19 protein-coding genes are annotated in these 17,031 nt (G+C 68.1%); 11 read left to right on the top strand and 8 right to left on the bottom strand.

Going from position 1 to position 17,031, the window contains the following annotated elements; all coding sequences use genetic code 11:
• Positions 1–22: 22 nt before the first annotated feature.
• Positions 23–964, top strand: a complete 942-nt coding sequence (locus ACFP3H_RS10900) for a DNA-3-methyladenine glycosylase family protein (protein WP_378603449.1) — start codon at positions 23–25, stop codon at positions 962–964.
• Here the strand turns inward: ACFP3H_RS10900 and ACFP3H_RS10895 are convergent.
• Positions 961–1,167, bottom strand: a complete 207-nt coding sequence (locus ACFP3H_RS10895; RefSeq protein WP_378603447.1) for a hypothetical protein — start codon at positions 1,165–1,167, stop codon at positions 961–963. The genes ACFP3H_RS10900 and ACFP3H_RS10895 overlap by 4 nt on opposite strands.
• A gap of 159 nt (positions 1,168–1,326) precedes the next feature.
• Here ACFP3H_RS10895 and ACFP3H_RS10890 point away from each other — a divergent pair, with 159 nt between their 5' ends.
• The 4 genes from ACFP3H_RS10890 to ACFP3H_RS10875 all read left to right on the top strand — a co-directional run bounded on the left by ACFP3H_RS10890 (position 1,327) and on the right by ACFP3H_RS10875 (position 2,861).
• On the top strand, positions 1,327–2,223 hold the full coding sequence (locus ACFP3H_RS10890) for a helix-turn-helix domain-containing protein (RefSeq protein ID WP_378603444.1): 897 nt from the start codon (positions 1,327–1,329) through the stop codon (positions 2,221–2,223).
• Entirely contained in the window at positions 2,220–2,420 is a 201-nt protein-coding gene (locus ACFP3H_RS10885) for a DUF397 domain-containing protein (RefSeq protein ID WP_378603441.1), read from the top strand. The genes ACFP3H_RS10890 and ACFP3H_RS10885 overlap by 4 nt, the downstream gene beginning before the upstream one ends.
• Positions 2,417–2,626, top strand: a complete 210-nt coding sequence (locus ACFP3H_RS10880) for a DUF397 domain-containing protein (protein ID WP_378603438.1) — start codon at positions 2,417–2,419, stop codon at positions 2,624–2,626. Before ACFP3H_RS10885 ends, ACFP3H_RS10880 begins: the two co-directional genes overlap by 4 nt.
• A gap of 97 nt (positions 2,627–2,723) precedes the next feature.
• On the top strand, positions 2,724–2,861 hold the full coding sequence (locus ACFP3H_RS10875; RefSeq protein WP_378603435.1) for a hypothetical protein: 138 nt from the start codon (positions 2,724–2,726) through the stop codon (positions 2,859–2,861).
• A gap of 27 nt (positions 2,862–2,888) precedes the next feature.
• On the opposite strand, the gene ACFP3H_RS10870 is transcribed toward ACFP3H_RS10875, so the two are convergent.
• From ACFP3H_RS10870 to ACFP3H_RS10860, 3 genes are read right to left on the bottom strand one after another with little or no spacing between them, the layout of a single operon-like run.
• Complete coding sequence (locus ACFP3H_RS10870; protein ID WP_378603712.1) at positions 2,889–3,635, bottom strand: succinate dehydrogenase/fumarate reductase iron-sulfur subunit; 747 nt, start codon at positions 3,633–3,635, stop codon at positions 2,889–2,891.
• Between the two features lie 2 nt (positions 3,636–3,637).
• Positions 3,638–5,560 carry a fumarate reductase/succinate dehydrogenase flavoprotein subunit gene (locus tag ACFP3H_RS10865; protein WP_378603432.1) on the bottom strand — a complete coding sequence of 641 codons (1,923 nt, stop codon included), beginning with the start codon at positions 5,558–5,560 and terminating at the stop codon, positions 3,638–3,640.
• Between the two features lie 30 nt (positions 5,561–5,590).
• Positions 5,591–6,421 carry a hypothetical protein gene (locus ACFP3H_RS10860; RefSeq protein ID WP_378603429.1) on the bottom strand — a complete coding sequence of 277 codons (831 nt, stop codon included), beginning with the start codon at positions 6,419–6,421 and terminating at the stop codon, positions 5,591–5,593.
• Between the two features lie 245 nt (positions 6,422–6,666).
• Here ACFP3H_RS10860 and ACFP3H_RS10855 point away from each other — a divergent pair, with 245 nt between their 5' ends.
• Positions 6,667–7,842: a thiolase family protein gene (locus tag ACFP3H_RS10855; protein WP_378603426.1), complete on the top strand. Its 1,176-nt coding sequence runs from the start codon at positions 6,667–6,669 to the stop codon at positions 7,840–7,842.
• Positions 7,843–8,236: 394 nt separating this feature from the next.
• On the opposite strand, the gene ACFP3H_RS10850 is transcribed toward ACFP3H_RS10855, so the two are convergent.
• The 3 genes from ACFP3H_RS10850 to ACFP3H_RS10840 all read right to left on the bottom strand — a co-directional run bounded on the left by ACFP3H_RS10850 (position 8,237) and on the right by ACFP3H_RS10840 (position 11,087).
• Positions 8,237–8,527, bottom strand: coding sequence for a hypothetical protein (locus ACFP3H_RS10850; protein WP_067454817.1), 291 nt, complete (start codon positions 8,525–8,527; stop codon positions 8,237–8,239).
• A gap of 195 nt (positions 8,528–8,722) precedes the next feature.
• Positions 8,723–9,667 (bottom strand): alpha/beta fold hydrolase, encoded by a 945-nt coding sequence (locus ACFP3H_RS10845; protein ID WP_378603422.1) that lies wholly within the window; start codon positions 9,665–9,667, stop codon positions 8,723–8,725.
• A 238-nt stretch (positions 9,668–9,905) separates the two neighbouring features.
• A complete protein-coding gene (locus tag ACFP3H_RS10840) occupies positions 9,906–11,087 on the bottom strand; it encodes an ATP-binding protein (protein ID WP_378603419.1) in 1,182 nt (393 codons plus the stop codon).
• Between the two features lie 108 nt (positions 11,088–11,195).
• Between ACFP3H_RS10840 and ACFP3H_RS10835 the strand changes: the two genes are divergently transcribed.
• From ACFP3H_RS10835 to ACFP3H_RS10815, 5 genes are all read left to right on the top strand, one after another.
• Positions 11,196–11,459, top strand: coding sequence for a hypothetical protein (locus ACFP3H_RS10835; RefSeq protein WP_378603417.1), 264 nt, complete (start codon positions 11,196–11,198; stop codon positions 11,457–11,459).
• Positions 11,460–11,749: 290 nt separating this feature from the next.
• Entirely contained in the window at positions 11,750–12,313 is a 564-nt protein-coding gene (locus ACFP3H_RS10830; protein WP_378603709.1) for a C40 family peptidase, read from the top strand.
• A gap of 3 nt (positions 12,314–12,316) precedes the next feature.
• Positions 12,317–12,709 carry an RNA-binding S4 domain-containing protein gene (locus ACFP3H_RS10825; RefSeq protein ID WP_378603414.1) on the top strand — a complete coding sequence of 131 codons (393 nt, stop codon included), beginning with the start codon at positions 12,317–12,319 and terminating at the stop codon, positions 12,707–12,709.
• A 122-nt stretch (positions 12,710–12,831) separates the two neighbouring features.
• Entirely contained in the window at positions 12,832–13,773 is a 942-nt protein-coding gene (locus ACFP3H_RS10820; protein ID WP_378603411.1) for an MBL fold metallo-hydrolase, read from the top strand.
• A gap of 35 nt (positions 13,774–13,808) precedes the next feature.
• On the top strand, positions 13,809–16,181 hold the full coding sequence (locus tag ACFP3H_RS10815) for a lysylphosphatidylglycerol synthase transmembrane domain-containing protein (RefSeq protein WP_378603408.1): 2,373 nt from the start codon (positions 13,809–13,811) through the stop codon (positions 16,179–16,181).
• A 6-nt stretch (positions 16,182–16,187) separates the two neighbouring features.
• On the opposite strand, the gene ACFP3H_RS10810 is transcribed toward ACFP3H_RS10815, so the two are convergent.
• Positions 16,188–16,985 carry a hypothetical protein gene (locus tag ACFP3H_RS10810; RefSeq protein ID WP_378603405.1) on the bottom strand — a complete coding sequence of 266 codons (798 nt, stop codon included), beginning with the start codon at positions 16,983–16,985 and terminating at the stop codon, positions 16,188–16,190.
• Positions 16,986–17,031: the final 46 nt, after the last annotated feature.

Genomic DNA, 17,031 nt, shown 5'->3' with positions numbered 1-17,031 from the left:
CTCACAGGCGCACAATGGACCAATGCCCGACCAGACCACGGACCACGACCCGGCGGTAGCCGGTCTGTCCAGAACGGTCCGCTCGAGCCGCCCCTTCGACGTCGCCGTCACCGTTTCCCCGCTCAGGCGCGGCATCGGCGACCCGTGCCATCACGTCGACCCCGACGGCGCCCACTGGCACGCCTCCCGCATGCGCACCGGCCCGGTCACCTACCGCCTGGCCCAGCACGGCCGCGACGGCGCCACCGCCCGCGCGTGGGGCCCCGGCGCGGAGGAGTTCTTGAACGGTCTCGAGGACATGCTCTGCCTCGAGGAGAACCTCGACGACTTCGCCCCCGAACACCCCACGCTCAAAGAGGCCCACCGCCTCGTCCCCGGCCTGCGCATGTTGCGCACGGGCCGGGTGATGGAGTCGCTGGTCCCGGCCATCCTCGAGCAGAAGGTGCACACCAAGTCCTCGTTCGCCGCCTGGCGCACCCTGGTCCGCGAGTTCGGCACGAAGGCCCCCGGCCCGGCGAATCTGATGCTCGCCCCGGACGCCGACACCTGGCGTCGCATCCCGTCCTGGAAATTCCATCGCGCCAATGTCGGCCCGCAGCGTTCGCACACCATCGTGCGCGCCGCCCGAGTCGCCGATTCGATCGAACGCACCGCCGACCTCGACCCGGTCGAAGCCGCGAAACGCCTGCGCAGCCTGCCGGGCATCGGCGTGTGGACCGTGGCCGAGACCGCCCAGCGCGCCTTCGGCGACGCCGATGCCCTGTCCGTGGGCGACTACCACCTCGCCGCCGTCGTCGGCTGGAGCCTGCTCGGCCACCCGATCGACGACGACGCGATGGTCGACTACCTGCGCCCGCTCCAACCCCACCGCTATCGGGCGGTGCGGTTACTCGCGCTCAGCGGTCAGGCGCGCAAGCCGAAATTCGGCCCGCGCGACCCGATCACCGATCACCGCCACCACTAGCGCGTCGCGCGCTCATCCAGTACGCAGCGGCCCGCTTCCACCAGTGTTCGTCGCGCCCGCCTGCGCACCCGGCACTCGTCGACGGTGCAGTCGAGATGCGATTGCATTGCGGCATGGGCCTGTTCGGGGTTCATCGGTCCCGGATCGTCGCCGCAACTCTGTAGTGCAGCGGCGATGTGCATGTTCAGCTCGCTCAGTTGCATGGCCCAAGCACAGCACGCAACCGCCCGGCTAACGGTGAGTACACGCCCGAATCCACAGATTCGGTACGAATTCGCAGGACAACATCCAAGGGGGAGAGCAGGATTCCCCCGTGTGGACGAATTCCACGTGAGGGGAGTGGGGCTTTGGCATCGAATGCGATGAGGACAACTGAGGCGACGGGGGTGTCCTCCACCCTGCCGCGTCGCCAACTCGGTCGCTACCTGCGGGATTGGCGGACCAAGGCCGGACTCACCATCGCCGAGGCGGCCCGGCGCATGGAATGGGGCGCCAGCACGCTGCAACGCCTGGAAAAGGGCCACGCCGACCGCATTCGCACGATCGATATTCACGAACTGTGCCGGATCTACGGGATTCCCGGCGAACTCGCCGACGGACTCGCCGGTCTCGCGCAGCAGGCGGCCGTCAAGAGCTGGTGGCACGCCTACGGCGATCTGATACCCGAGAATTTCGATATCTACCTCGGCTTGGAGGCTTCGGCACGCCGGTTGCGTATCTATCAATCCGAACTCGTCCCCGGTCTGCTCCAGACCGCCGAATACGTACGCGCACTGAATAGTCTTGTGCAGCCGCATGATTCGACCGACGAAATCGAACGTCGGGTCGCTCTCCGAATGCAACGTCAGGCCCTGATCACCCGCGACCACGCACCCGCCGAGATCGAGGTGGTGCTGCACGAATCGGTATTGCGCAGTGTCGTCGGTGATGCGAAAGTGATGGCTGCGCAGTTGCGATCCCTCGCCGAGGCGAGTACGCGAAGTAATGTGGTGCTGCGCATCCTGCCGTTTTCCGCCGGCGTTCCGCTCGGAGTCTCCACCGGACCTTTCACGGTTCTCGAGTTCGGCACCGACGGCAAAGGGCAACCGGTCGAACCGCCGGTGGTGTACGCCGAAGGCTTCACCGGCGACCTCTACCTGGAACGACGCGCGGATGTTCGAAGGTACGACCGGGCTCACGATTGCCTCCAGCGACATGCGCTGGATATCCCACCGAGCACACACCTGCTCCGGCAGGTCGCGAAGGAGTATGTGGCATGAGTTTCGATCTCGTCGACGCACACTGGTTCAAGAGCAGGCGTAGCGGAGCCGGTAAGGATTGCGTGGAGGTTGCCTTCCTCTTCGGCGGTCGCGTCGGGGTGCGCGACAGCAAGAACCCCGCCGGGCCCGCGCTGGTCTTCGACGGCGCGAGCTGGGACGCGTTCACCCGCGGTATCGACGCGGGGGTGTTCGCGTGAACACCAAGCGGGCCATCGACACCACCGACGCCACCTGGATCCGGGCGGGCGCCGAGGACGGCAGCGTGGAGGTCGCCATGCTGGCCGAGGGCCATGTCGCCCTGCGCGACAGCGACAATCCCGACGGACCGGTGCTGATCTTCACCCCCAGCGAGTGGACGGCGTTCACCGCGGGCGTGCACGACGGCGAGTTCGACCGGCCGTAGGCGGTTTGGCGGCGCCGTGATCGGGTAACCCTCGGGCATGGACCGAGGGTTGAAGAAGGCTGCACCCCGGTACCGGAGGCTGGCGCCCGAGGATGGCGTGGAACGCCTGATCGTCGTGTTGCTGTTCGCGGTATCGGCGATCGGAATCTACGTACTCACCAGCTCGTTGCTCGCGGCGCTGTTCATCGGACTACTGGTAGGGCTGGTTGCCGTCGGGACCGTCGCGGTCCTGTAGGCGCCAGTTCCCTACCGCCGGAACAACTCACCGGCGGAACAGCTTGTTGCCGAGCCAGACGATCGGATCGTATTTGCGATCCACCACCCGCTCTTTGAGCGGGATCAGCGCGTTGTCGGTGATCTTGATGTGTTCCGGGCACACCTCGGTACAGCATTTGGTGATGTTGCAATAGCCCAAACCCGCTTCCTCCTGCGCCATGTCGCGCCGGTCGCGGGTGTCGAGCGGGTGCATCTCCAATTCCGTGATGCGCATCAGATAGCGCGGTCCGGCGAAGGCGGGTTTGTTCTCCTCGTGATCGCGCACCACATGGCAGGTGTCCTGGCACAGGAAGCACTCGATGCACTTGCGGAACTCCTGCGAGCGCTCCACATCGATCTGCTTCATCCGGTAGTCGCCGAGACCGAGACCGGGCGGCGGCGCGAAAGACGGGATCTCCCTGGCCTTCTCGTAATTGAACGAGACATCGGTGACCAGGTCCTTGATGATCGGGAAGGTCCGCATCGGGGTCACGGTGATGACCTCCTCGGCGGTGAAGGTCGACATCCGCGTCATGCACAGCAGACGCGGTCGCCCGTTCACCTCCGCCGAACACGAACCACATTTGCCCGCTTTGCAATTCCAGCGGACCGCGAGGTCGGGCGTCTGGGTGGCTTGCAGGCGGTGGATGATGTCGAGCACCACTTCACCCTCGTTCACCGCCACCGTGTAATCGACCAGCGCGCCACCGTCGATATCGCCGCGCCAGACCCGGAACCGGGCGTCGTACCCCATGCTCACGCCTTTCCTTCGGCTGCCGGATGCTCAGCCAGTTCCTGTGCGGTGTAGTACTTCTCGAGTTCGGACAGTTCGAACAGGGCGAGCAGGTCCTCGCGCATCGGCGTCTGATCGGCCCTGGTGACGGTGACGTCGGGAACCTGCGCGCGCGAAGCCGGGTCGACCGAGCAGACCAGCAGCGCGTTGCGCCAGTCCGCGTTCATGCCGGGGTGATCGTCGCGGGTGTGACCGCCGCGGCTCTCGGTCCGCAACAGCGCCGCCTGCGCCACGCACTCGCTGACCAGCAGCATGTTCGCCAGGTCCAACGCCAGATGCCAGCCGGGGTTGAACGGCCGCTTGCCCGCCACGGTCACATCGGCGAACCTGGCGCGCAGCTCGGCCAACTTGTCGATGGCCGCGCGCACCTCGTGCTCCTTGCGGATGATGCCGACCAGGTCGTTCATCGTCTGCTGGAGTTCGGCGTGCAGGGTGTAGGGGTTCTCGCGCCTGCCGTGCGCGGGCGAATCGAACGGCGCCAGTGCGGTATTCACCGCATCCTCGATATCGGCGTCGGCGGGCGTCGGCTTGCTGGTCAGCCCCTGCACATAGGCGGCGGCGCCGAGCCCGGCCCGCCTGCCGAACACCAACAGGTCCGACAGCGAGTTCCCGCCCAGCCGGTTGGACCCGTGCATCCCACCGGAACACTCACCGGCGGCGAACAATCCGGGCACGATCGCCGCCCCGGTATCGGGATCCACCTCGATCCCACCCATCACGTAGTGGCAGGTGGGGCCGACCTCCATCGGCTCGGCGGTGATATCCACATCGGCCAGCTCCTTGAACTGGTGGTGCATCGAGGGCAGCCTGCGCACGATCTCGTCGGCGGGCATTCGCGAGGCGATATCGAGGAACACCCCGCCGTGCTCGGTGCCGCGCCCCGCCTTCACCTCCTCGTTGATCGCCCTGGCGACCTCGTCGCGAGGGAGCAGGTCGGGGGTGCGGCGCGCGGAATCGTTGTCGCGCAACCACTGATCGGCCTCCTCCTCGGTCTCGGCGTACTGGCCCTTGAACACCGGCGGGATGTAGTCGAACATGAACCGCTTGCCCTCGGAGTTCTTCAGCACGCCACCGTCGCCGCGCACGCCCTCGGTGACGAGAATGCCCTTCACGCTGGGCGGCCAGACCATGCCGGTGGGGTGGAACTGGAGGAACTCCATATTGATCAGAGTCGCGCCCGCGCGCAGGGCCAGCGCGTGCCCGTCGCCGGTGTACTCCCAGGAATTCGAGGTGACCTTGTAGGACTTGCCGATACCGCCGGTCGCCAACACGATCGCCGGCGCCCGGAACAGCACGAACCCGCCGGATTCACGCCAGTACCCGAACGCCCCCGCGACAGCGCCCGCGTCGGTGAACAGTTCGGTGATCGTGCACTCCGCGAACACCTTGATCCTGGCCTCGTAGTCGCCGGTCGCCGCGAAATCCTCCTGCTGCAACGAGACGATCTTCTGCTGCATCGTGCGGATCAGTTCCAGCCCGGTCCGGTCGCCGACATGCGCCAACCGCGGATAGGTGTGACCACCGAAATTGCGCTGACTGATCCGCCCGTCCGGCGTCCGATCGAACAGCGCCCCATAGGTTTCCAACTCCCACACCCGGTCGGCGGCCTCGCGCGCGTGCAGTTCGGCCATGCGCCAGTTGTTGAGGAACTTGCCCCCGCGCATCGTGTCCTTGAAATGCGTCTGCCAGGTGTCCTTGTCGTTGGCGTTGCCCATCGACGCCGCGCACCCACCCTCGGCCATCACCGTGTGCGCCTTGCCGAACAGCGACTTGCACACCACCGCCACCGAAAGCCCTTGCTCACGTGCCTCGATCACGGCGCGCAGGCCCGCGCCGCCCGCCCCGATCACCACGACGTCGTAGTCGTGCCGCTGCACCTCTGGCATCGAAATCCGAACTCCTCGCGTTGTCGCGGCTCAGTGGACGAACCGCAGGTCCGAAATGGTGTGGCTCGCCACCAACATCACGTAGAAATCGGTGAGCACCAGGGTGCCGAGAGTGGTCCAGGCCAGGGCCATGTGGCGGGTGTTGAGCTTGGAGATCTGGGTCCAGTACCAGTACCGCACCGGGTGCGCGGAGAAGTGCTTGAGCCGCCCGCCCGCGATGTGGCGGCACGAATGGCACGACAGGGTGTAAGCCCACAGCAGGGTCACGTTGATCAGCAGGACCAGATTCCCGAGCCCGAAGCCGAAACCGCCACCGCTGCCGTGGAACGCGGTGAGCGCGTCGTAGCTGTTGATCAGCGACACCACCACCGCCGCGTAGAAGAAATAGCGGTGCGAGTTCTGGATGATCAACGGCAGCCGCGACTCACCGGTGTAGCGCGCGTGCGGCTCGGCCACCGCGCACGCGGGCGGGGAGAACCACACCGACCGGTAGTAGGCCTTGCGGTAGTAGTAGCAGGTCAGCCGGAAACCGAGCAGGAACGGCAGCACCACGAACCCCAGCGGGATCCACATCGGCAGCTCGGGAAACGGCGTGCCGAAATGTGAGGACCCCGGCACGCACGACTCGCTCAGACACGGCGAGTAGAACGGGGTCAGGTAGTGGTACTCGGGCACCCAATAGGCTGTTCGCACAAAGGATCTGATCGTCGCGTAGGTGACGAACGCGAACAGGCCGACGGCGGTCAGCAGCGGCGGCAGCCACCAGCGGTCGGTGCGAAGGGTGCGCGCGGCGATGCGTGCGCGTGTCCTGCTGAACACGCCGGTGCCCGTTGCCGGGGCGCCGGTGGGTGCGGCACTCACGATGGATGCCTCGCTGATCCTCGGACGCGGTGACGGTCATTACTCACCACTGCGGACTGTGATGTAGAGCACCCTACGCCTGTGTTCGCGCCGCTCGCGGCCGGTCTCACGCACTCGGTGACGCCACATAGCGGTGATATCGGTCACAGGTGAAACATCGGTGACGACCCGTCATGCCCGTGCAACAAACCTGTGGTGGCCTATGACAGGTATTCCCCGCACCGGGGAGAGGAGCGTGACGCGCAATGAGAAGAGCTGCGATCGTGGCACCGGTCCGCACGCCCAGTGGCGTCGAGGGCGGCGCCCTGTCGGGTATGCCCGCGGAATGGTTGGCCACCACGGTGCTATCCGCCGTGATCGAACGATCGGGCATCGACCCGCTACGCATCGACGATGTGGCCATGGCCTGTATCGACGGCGCGCTCTCCGACGTGCCCGCGGTCGGATCGCTCGCCGCCCGTGGAGCCGGACTACCTTTCGCAGTACCCGGATTCGTCACCGACAAACACGGCGGCAGCGGCCTACAGGCCGTGATCACCGCGGCCATGATGGTGCAGACCGGCGCGGCCGACGTGGTGGTGGCCGGTGGCGTGGAATGCGCCTCGGCCCAGTCCGGTCTGCCCGGCGGCACCGCCGGGCTGCACAACGCCGAGCGCCTCGCGCACTACTACGGGATCGACCGCAACGCCGCCGACGAGTTCGCGGTGGCCAGCCACCGCAAGGCGGCGCGGGCCTGGCGCCAGGGCGCGTTCGCGGCCGAGGTGGTCGGCGTCGACATCGGCTACGGCGACCACCAGATCACCCGCGACGAAGGCGTGCGCGACGACCTGTCCACCCACACCCTGGCCGGCCTGCGCCCGCTGCTCGCCGACGGCGTGGTCACCATGGGCAATATGAGCGCGCACCGGCTCGGCGCGTCGGCCTGCCTGGTCGTGGCCGAGGACCGCCTCGGCGAACTCGGCCTCACCCCGATGGCCTACCTCACCGGTTGGGCGGCGGCGGGCTGCGGCAGCGAGGGACCGGGCCTCGGCGCGGCCCCCGCGGTGTCGAAACTGCTCGCCCGCACTGGTTGCTCGCTGGACGAGATCGACCTGCTCGAGATCAACGAGGGCTACGCCGTCGAGGTACTCGCCCTGGCCACCGAATGGGAACTCGACCCCCTCGACCGCCTCAACGTGAACGGCTCCGACATCGCGCTGGGCCACCCGGTCGGGGCGACGGGGCTGCGGATCATGACGACGATGCTGCACCAGCTCGACCGTATCGGGGGGCGCTACGGGCTCGAAGCCATCGCCCTGGGCCACGACCACGGGATTGCGGCCCTGTTCGAGTCCGCCGAAGTCGACGAACCTGTCGAGGTTCCGCGTGGGGCTCGGTTCCACGGGTCGAGATCCCGGAGGCTGGGTCGACACCGCGCGTGAATTCTGGCGGGTGTACTGCTTTCTCGGGGTTTGACTTGCTGTGTTTATTGGCGGCTGGCGCCGCGGTTCTCGGCGCTTAACTCCGCCTCTTCCCTCGCTCCGGGTACTCCTTCGTCGCACCCTCCACTCAGTCCAGAGGCGGAGGCGCGCCGAGAACTCTCAGGTGTGCCTGGCCCAGGTTTTTGAACTGGGTTTTGGTGCTGGGGTATGTCTTCGCGCGCCCCTGGTGGTCCGGAGGCGGAGGCGCGTCGAGAACTCTCAGGTGTGGCTGGCTCAGGTGGTTTAACTGGGTGGGGCTGTTTGGTGGGCGGGCTATACCGGGGGGACCGGTCGCCGAACGTGGATCGGCGCGGCGACCCGTGAGGGGGAGGGTCGCCGCGCCGGGAATCAGGTTCTACTTTGTTCTGGGCCGGGAGTGGAAGCCCAGGCCCTCGTCTTGGGCGCCCATCCACGCCGCCTCATCGGACTTGCTGTCGGGGACGTAGATCGGTTCCGAACGGCGGGGGACCGCCAGTTCGGGTGGGGGAGCCTGCTCGAAGTCCTCCGCATCGATGACGATTCGCTCGAGGTCGTTCTCCAGGCGACGGATGGTGGCCGCGTCGCCGTAGTTGGAACGCAGTGCGCCGATCGATTGCCGGAGTTGGCCGACCGCGTAGCGCAGTTCCGCGATATCGCTGCGTGTCATCGTTACCTCCTGGTGTTTGGCGGGCATACCAACTCGCCGGATCACGGGTACGCCCGAAAAAGTCCCGGGCCGCACTGCACCGAGCCGTGTGACTCACCACACAACGTGATCTCCACCACAATAACGGATCTTTTCGGTTTCCGCCGGGCGTTGTGGACGATCACTGGATTGCCATCCGGTAACCGTGGCGCGGACTCACCCGGCCACGGCGTAGCGGGCGCGCACGCCCGCCCCCGCCCTGGCGACCAACGCGGTCACCGAGTGGGCCACTTCCTCGGCACGATCGAGGATCACACTGTGTCCCGCACCCTCCACCCGCACCAGTTCCGCGCCGGCCAGTTGCGAGGCCAGCACCACCGAATGCGCGAAGGGCACCATCAGGTCGGCCGAACCGGCCAGCACCAGTGCGGGCAGATCGCCGACCCTGGCCAGGGTAGTCGCCTCGTCGAAGTCCAGCAGCGAGGTGAGGAAGCCGGACATGGTGAGCAGCGCGGTCTCGCCGAGAACCGCCGTGGCGATCGAGGCCACGCGCGGATCCACCCGCCGTGTCCCCGTGCTCGCCTCCCGGAGCAGGGGTCCGAAGATCCAGCGCGACAAGCGTTTCGACGCCTGCATCACCCGCGGCGCGCGAATCACCGCGCGCTGCAACGACATCACCGCACGTCGATTGAGCAGCCGCCCGAGTCCGACCTCGGTGAGCCCGCCCGCCGCCCCCGCGATCAGCCCGATCCCGGCGACCCGGTGCCCGATCGTCTCGGGATACAGCCGCGCGTAGGCCAGCACCACCATCGCCCCCATCGAGTGCCCGACCAGCACGACGGGCCCGGTGGGCGCCATCGCGCGCAGCACGGCGTCGAGGTCGGTGGCGAGCTGGTCGATCGTATAGGTGGTGTGGTCGGCGTGCCCGGACTCGCCGTGGCCGCGGTGGTCGTAGAACACCATGCGCGTTTCGGTGTCGCCGTGGCGCAGCAGGTGCTCGCGCAGCAGCGACCAGGACTCGGTGTGCAGGCAGTGGCCGTGGGTGAACACCACCGTCAGCGGCGCGTCGGGGGCGCCGAAGGCGCGGACCGCGATCGGAACGCCGTCGTCGGCCACGACCGTGCAGCGGCGTCCGTCGGTGTGGGGGAAGGTCTTCGACATCGCGGCCTCCTTCACCTGGCAGGGGGTGATCCTGCCTGGCTTTTCGGTCAAGGTTTCCAGTGCGTTAACCGCTCAACCCTCGCGTTATCCACCCGATGCGCAAACGATCTCGGCTCCGGGCGCGTCGTTACCCACAAGATTCTCCGGCTCTCTAGCGTCAGCCCCAGAAATGTGTAGACAGCCCTACCGCAGGAGTTTCTTCACCTTTCTAGAAATAATCCTAGAAACCCGCAGAGACTCATACGCTCCGCAGATACCGACCGAAATGGGGCACCGTGAACCCGATCGTCCCCCGCTCGGCCGAGTAGATCAGCCCCTTCTTGATCAACCCGTCGCGCGCGGGCGACACCGACGCGGGCTTGCGACCCAGTTCGGCCGCCACCGCCGCCGTGGCCACCGGGGCATCGTCTCCGGCCAGGTCGGCCATCGCCCGCATGTACTCACGCTCGGCCGGTGTCGCGCGCTCGTAGCGGGAACCGAAGAACCCGACCGCCAACTCCTCCTCGGCCGCGGGCGCGGCGACCGCCACGTCCTCGGCGGTGATCGGACTCTCCGGCGCCTGATCCCACGCCGCCTTGCCGTACGCCTGCACGAAATACGGGTAGCCGTCGGCCCGTTGATACAGCGAATCCAACGCGTTCTCGGTGAACTTCACCTCCTCGCGCTCGGCGGGGGCGATCAGCGCGAGGTCGGCCGACTCCCGATCCAGCCGGTCGATCCGGTGATAGCTGAACAGTCGCTCCGAGTAGCTCTTCGACGCCGAGAGCACCGCGGGCAGGTGCGGCAGCCCCGCGCCAACGACGATCAGCGGCGCGCCGTCCTGGCTCAATTCGTGGCAGGCGCCGCAGATCGCGGACACATCGGCGGGCCCGAGGTCTTGCATTTCGTCGATGAAGATGCCGATGCCGACCCCGATGTCGGCGGCCAGCGCGGCGGCCTCCTTGAACAGCTCGATCAGGTCGATCTCGATATCGCCGGAATCGGCGCGGCCGGTGACCGCCGGAACATCGATCCCGGGCTGCCAGCGCTCGCGCATGCCCTTGTCGGCGGTGGCGCGCAACGCGAAAGCCTTGAGGATGCCGAGGAAGTCGTCGACGCGTTCGGGATTGCGGTGCGACATCGCGATCGCGCGCACCGCCATGTGCAGCGCCGAGGACAGCGGCCTGCGCAGATCCTGATCCGGGCGGGCCTCGATCTTGCCCGTGCCCCAGCCGCGCGAAACCGCCGCGGAGCGAAGTTGGTTGAGCAGCACGGTCTTTCCCACCCCGCGCAGCCCGGTGAGCATCACGCTGCGTTCGGGACGGCCGCGCGCGATACGCTCGAGCACGATGTCGAAAGCCGCGAGTTGTTTGTCGCGCCCGGCCAATTCGGGCGGACGCTGGCCCGCGCCGGGTGCATACGGATTGCGCACGGGGTCCATGCCGGATAACCGTAGCGCGTGTGCGCGGGAGAATCTCGGTAACTCTGGGCTGTGTCCTAGATACTGCTAGCGAACCCGAGACCGCCCGTGAATCCGAGAGGGAGCGCGATGTCCGAGCAACCTGTGTCCACCGCCGAGATGGTCGCCGCCTGGCCGCTGCCGCCGCGCGCGTACCTGGCCGACTCGGTCCGACGCGCACTGCTGGCCACCATCGAGGCGACGGACGAGCAGGGGTACGGGGAGTTGCCGCCGGAAGCGCTCGCCGATCTGGCGATCGGACCGCTGCTGATCATGCTCGGGCGCCTCGAGGTCGATCTGGCCGACGCCCGCACGCGCATCGAGGAATTGGAACGCGCGCTCACCGAGCGGTAGCGACACGCCGGATCGATGCCCCCTGTTCTGGGGTTTTGCACCTGGGGGAAAACAACTTGCGTGCTTCGCTGGACAGCACCGAGCCCAGGCCGTAATCTTCTCGTGACTTAGTGGAGTCTGTCGGTTCGTCAGAGAAGCGGCGCCATGGGTCACCGTCGAATAATCGTGGTCGCCAAGCGATCTGCGGGCACGCGACGGGAGAGAAGCAAGATCGGAGACTCGTCTCGGTGGGTAAACACAGCTTGCAGCGGGATTCTCGACTGCCGAATTCCGTCAAGGGCGCCCTCGTCATGGGCGCGGTGGCCGCTACAACCGGTGCGATGCCCGCGCTTTCGCAGGCAGCCACGATCAACATTCCCGGTCTCGGTAACTTCGACCTGCCGCCCGAGCTCGAGCAGCCGGCCCAGCAGCTCGAGAAGCAGCTCCAGTCGATGGTCGCCCCGCAGGGCCAGGCCGCGCCGCAGCTCCCGAGCGTGAACGTGGAGAACCCGTTCGCTCAGAAGCAGCAGACCGCGGGCAACATCGCCCTCGACGCCGCGCGCGGCAAGGTGGGCGCCGCCTACAGCTGGGGCGCCGTCGGCCCGTCGTCGTTCGACTGCTCCGGTCTCGTGCAGTGGGCCTACCGCCAGGCCGGTGTGGAACTGCCGCGCACCAGCTTCGAGCAGTCCCACGTGGGCGCGCCCGTCTCGTTCGACAACCTCCAGGCCGGTGACATCGTCATCACCAACGGTGGCGGCCACGTCGGCATCTACGCGGGCGACGGCAAGCTCCTCAACGCCGTGCAGTCGGGCACCCCGGTGTCCTACACCCAGCTCTCCGCCGACGACGTCGTCACGGCTCGCCGTATCGTCTAAGGGGTGCCCCCCGCGCAGCAGCGCTCCGAGACCCAGGCCCGTGTCGACGCGTGGACCTGGGCGGTGCGCCTGTTCAAAACACGGTCCGACGCCGCAGCCGCCTGCCGCGCCGGACACGTGCGCGTCAACGGGGTCACCGCGAAACCGGCGCTGACCATTCGCCCCGGTGACGAGATCCGCGTCCGCAGCGGCGGCCTCGAACGCATCGTGGTGGTCGAACGGATCATCCACAAGCGCGTCGGCGCCCCGGTCGCGGCCCAGTGCCTGATCGACCGCAGTCCGCCGCCCCCGCCCAGGGAAGTCCTGGCGACGCTGCCGCAGCGCGAGCGCGGCGCCGGTCGACCCACCAAACGCGAACGGCGCGAAACGGATCGGCTGATGGGCCGCACCGACTGAGTGCGCTCCCCGGTAGCCGCAGGGCGCGTACCTGGACCGATGTTGTCCGAGCTTCACTGTCGCCCCATCGGCCACAACCAGTCCGGTGGTCGGCGTCTGGGCGATCGCCTACGGTGGCACCTATGGGTGAGCGCACGACGATGTTATCGACTGTTCTTGCCTGCTGTTGTGCCGTCGCCACCACCGGCCCGCGCCTGCTCCGGCCGCGCGCCGCCGACACGGCCTTTCTCGAGAAACTCGAGTGCGCGCCGATCCCGCCCGCGCACAACACCGTTGGTCTCACCGCCCTGCCGCAGGCCGAGCTGTCCGCACCCACCGCGATCATCGCCGAGGGCGTGCGCACCCTGCGCTCCACCGCGCTGACCATGTCGACCTTCCTGGTCCGCCACCCCAGCGCCACCTTCCTGGTCGACCCCGCGATCTGCGCGGGCGTACACCGCCGGGTCCTGTCCGAACTGCCGTTCCCGCTGCCGCTGCTCGTCGGCCCCGACAATCCGATCCGCGGCCTGAGCGAGGTCCTCACCGCGCACGACCTCACCGGCAACGACATCGACTTCGTGCTGCCCACCCACCTGCACTGGGACCACGTCGCCGGACTCTACGAACTGCCCGGCCTGGTCCCCATCCGGGTGCCCTCGACCGAATACCGCTGGGCCATGGCCGGTTCGCACGCCCCGCTCGGCGTCGCGCGCGGCCCCCTGCGCGGTCGCGCCTTCGACCTCTACGAACTCGACGGTCCGCCCGTGCTCACCTTCGACCGCAGCCACGACCTGTTCGGCGACGGCGCGGTCCTGATCGTCGACCTGCCCGGCCACACCCCCGGCAGCGTCGGCATCCTGCTCGCCGTCGACGACGGCACCCGCGTGCTGCTGGTCGGTGACGCCGTCATGAGCACCCTCCAGATCGACCTGGTCCGCGAGAAGTCCCCGCTGCTCGGCGAAATCGTCGACACCGACCGCCGCGCCGCCTTCCGCACCCTGCACCGCCTGCACGCCCTGCCCGCCGAGATCGAGGTGATCCCCGCGCACGACCGCGCCGCCGTCACGGCCCGCGCCGCGCGCTGATCGAAACGCGCCGCGTCGGCGATAGAGTGACCCCCATGCGAGTCGACGGTCGGGAGATCCCGGTCACGGGCAAACTCCTCCAACCGCTGATCCGGCGCACCAGCGACATCGTGCGCGTGGTGCTGGCGATCCTGGGTGTGGCCGTGGTGATTGCGGGTTCGCTGATCACCCGCCCCGAGTGGTTGGCGCTGGAGAGCTCGGTCGCCAAGATCATCGACTTCCTCAGCCCCGACCAGCAGACCCTGGTCTACGTCATCTACGGCATGCTCATCCTGGCCCTGCCGTTCGCGATCTTCATCGAACTCGTGTTGCGCAGGCAGTGGAAGCTGCTGTTCGGCTACGCCGCGGCCGGCATGCTCGCGGTGCTGGCGCTGTCGATCACCGGCACGGGCATCTCCGCCCCGAAATGGCACATGCCCGTCCCCGACCGCTTCGACACCTTCCTGTCGCAGTTCCTCGACGACCCGCGCTGGATCGCCATGCTCGCGGCCATGCTCACCGTGTCGAGTCCGTGGCTGCCCGTGCGGCCGCGACGCTGGATGTGGTTCCTGCTGTTGATGTTCGCGCCCATCCACCTGGTGGTGAGTTCGGTGGTGCCCGCGCGGGCGATGCTGGGGCTGTCGGTGGGCTGGCTGGTCGGCGCGGTGATCGTCTGGCTGGTGGGCACGCCCGCCCTGGAGGTGCCGTTGGACGCGGCGGTGCGGGTGCTCGCCGGACGCGGCTACACCGTGCGGTCGTTCCGGGTCGACCGCCCCGCCGGCCGTGGCCCGCTGCTGCTCGGTACCGAGGTCGACGGTCCCGAGCACGAGATCGTCGTCGAGCTGTACGGCAAGAACCAGCGCAGCTTCGGCGCGATCCGCCAGCTGTGGCGCTGGATCACCTTCCGTTCCAGCGAGACCGCCCCGCTGCACGGTTCGATGCACCGCGCGGTCGAACACCGGGCGCTGCTCGGCATCGCGATCGGCGAGCAGGGGATGGCCGACTCGCGGCAGGTGGTGGTGGCCGGGCTCAATCGCGGCTGGGTGCTCTACGCGCACACCGTGCCGCGCGGCACCTCGATCTCGTCGCTGTCGGCGCAGGTGCTGCCCGGGGTGTGGCGCTCACTGGTGACCCTGCACCACAACCAGATCAGCCTCGGCGACATGCAGTCGGACTATGTGCGAGTCGCCAACGGCGACACCCTCTTCGGTGGTTTCGCCGCCGCCGAGTTCGGCGCCGCCCAAGCCCAACGCCAAACCGATATCGCCCAACTGCTGGTGACCACCACCTCGCTCTACGGCAAGCACGAGGCCGTCTCGGCGGCGATCGAGGCGCTCGGCAAGGACGAGGTCGTCTACGCCGCGCGCAGGCTCACCAAGTCGGCCATGTCGATCGGCATCCGCAAGTCGGTGCCGCAGTGGAGCAAGGTGATCTCCACGGCCCGCGAGGAGATCCGCAGGCAGACCGGCCACGACCGGATCGGTTCCGAACAGATCACCCGCTTCTCCCGCAACCAGATCATCCAGCTGGTGCTGCTGGTCGCGCTGGTCTACGTGGCCTACCCGTTCTTCAGCCAGGTCCCCACCTTCTTCAGCCAGCTGCGCCACCTGAACTGGTGGTGGGCGCTGGCCGGCCTGGTGGTCTCGGGCCTGACCTATGTCGGCGCGGCCGCGGCCCTCGGCGCGTGCGCGGACGGTCTGGTGCGGGTGCGTGACCTGCTGCTCGAACAGCTCGCCAACACCTTCGTCGCCACCACCACGCCCGCCGGTGTGGGCGGGCTCGCGCTGAGCGTGCGGTTCCTGCAGAAGGCGGGCATGTCGACCCTGCGCGCGACGGCCGCGGTGGCGATGCAGCAGTCGATGCAGGTGCTGACCCACCTGGTGCTGCTGGTGATCTTCAGCGTGATCGCGGGGACCTCGACCAACCTCGCCCACATCGTGCCCGACTCGACCGTGCTCTATCTCGTGGCCGGTATCGGCGTCGGGCTGATCGGGCTGTTCATGTTCGTGCCGAAACTGCGGCACTGGGTGAAGCATTCGGTGCGCCCGCAGGTCAAAGAGGTGCTCGGCGAACTCGTAGACCTCGCCAAGAACCCGAAGCGGTTCGCGATCATCGTCGCCGGCTGCGGTGCGATCACGCTCGGCCAGGCGCTGGCCCTGTGGACCAGCGTCGAAGCCTTCGGCGGCGGAACGGATTTCGTGGCCGTCACCATCGTCACCATGATCGGCGGCACGTTGGCCTCGGCCGCGCCGACACCCGGTGGCGTCGGCGCGGTCGAGGCCGCCCTGATCGGTGGTCTGGCCGCCTTCGGCGTTCCCGCCGAGGTGGCCGTGCCCGCGGTGCTGCTCTACCGCGTGCTGACCTGCTGGATCCCGGTCGCGGTCGGCTGGCCCGTCATGCGCTGGCTGTCCAAGAAGGACATGATCTGAGCGAGATCAGTTCGCCCGCAACGCGATAACCAGTCCGTCCTTGGAACACACCTGGGGCACTTGGGAATCGGGCTGCGCATTGCACTGCCATCCTTGCACGACCACCGAATCCGACGGGCTGATCGTGGTCACGTAGGTGGTGGCCACGTCGATGGCCTCCGTGCAGCCCGGCCGACCCGCCGAGTTGCCGATCGCGATCACCGTGCGCGTGGCGCCGCCCGCGTCGGTCACCGGCCCGCAGTTCACGTCCTCGACGCTGGACACCGGCGGTTTCGTCGGATCCACCGTGCGCACCGGCGTCGGCGCGGGTGGCGGCGGACTGGCCGGGGCCGCGTCACCGCGCAGGCCGATGGTCAGGCCCTGGTTGACGCAGATGTGCGGCACCGAGGTGTCGGGCTGGGGTTCACAGGTCCACCCGTCCACCGGCGCGGGGTCGCCGGTGCGCGGGGAGCCGAGGTAGTCGGTGGCCACGTTGATGGCCTCGGTACACCCCGCCCGCCCCGCCTCGGAGGCGAACGCGATGACTTCCGCGCCGGCCCCGTTGGCCCCCGCCACCGGACCGCAGTCCACATCCGCGAGCGGTTCGGGTCCCGGTGCGGGCGGATGCGTCGGACTCGGCGGCGGCAGCGGCGCGGCCGAACTGCCGGTCAACCTCGCCGCCGAGGTCGTCGCGGTGGCGGTCGCCAGCACCGTCGTGCTCGAGGTGTGCGCCGAGTGGTCTTCGCTGTCTTTCCCGCAGCCCGCCAGCCCCGCGACCAACACCATCGTGGCAGCCGCACCCGCGGCGATCCGAGTGGTTCTCATCAGCGCATTGCACCACGCTGCGCCTCCCCCACCCCCGATCCCGCAC

The sequence above is a fragment of the Nocardia lasii genome (assembly GCF_042658545.1).
Taxonomy (GTDB): domain Bacteria; phylum Actinomycetota; class Actinomycetes; order Mycobacteriales; family Mycobacteriaceae; genus Nocardia; species Nocardia lasii.
The sequence above is the reverse complement of the archived record's forward strand: the minus strand, read 5'-3'. Positions and strand labels throughout refer to the sequence as shown.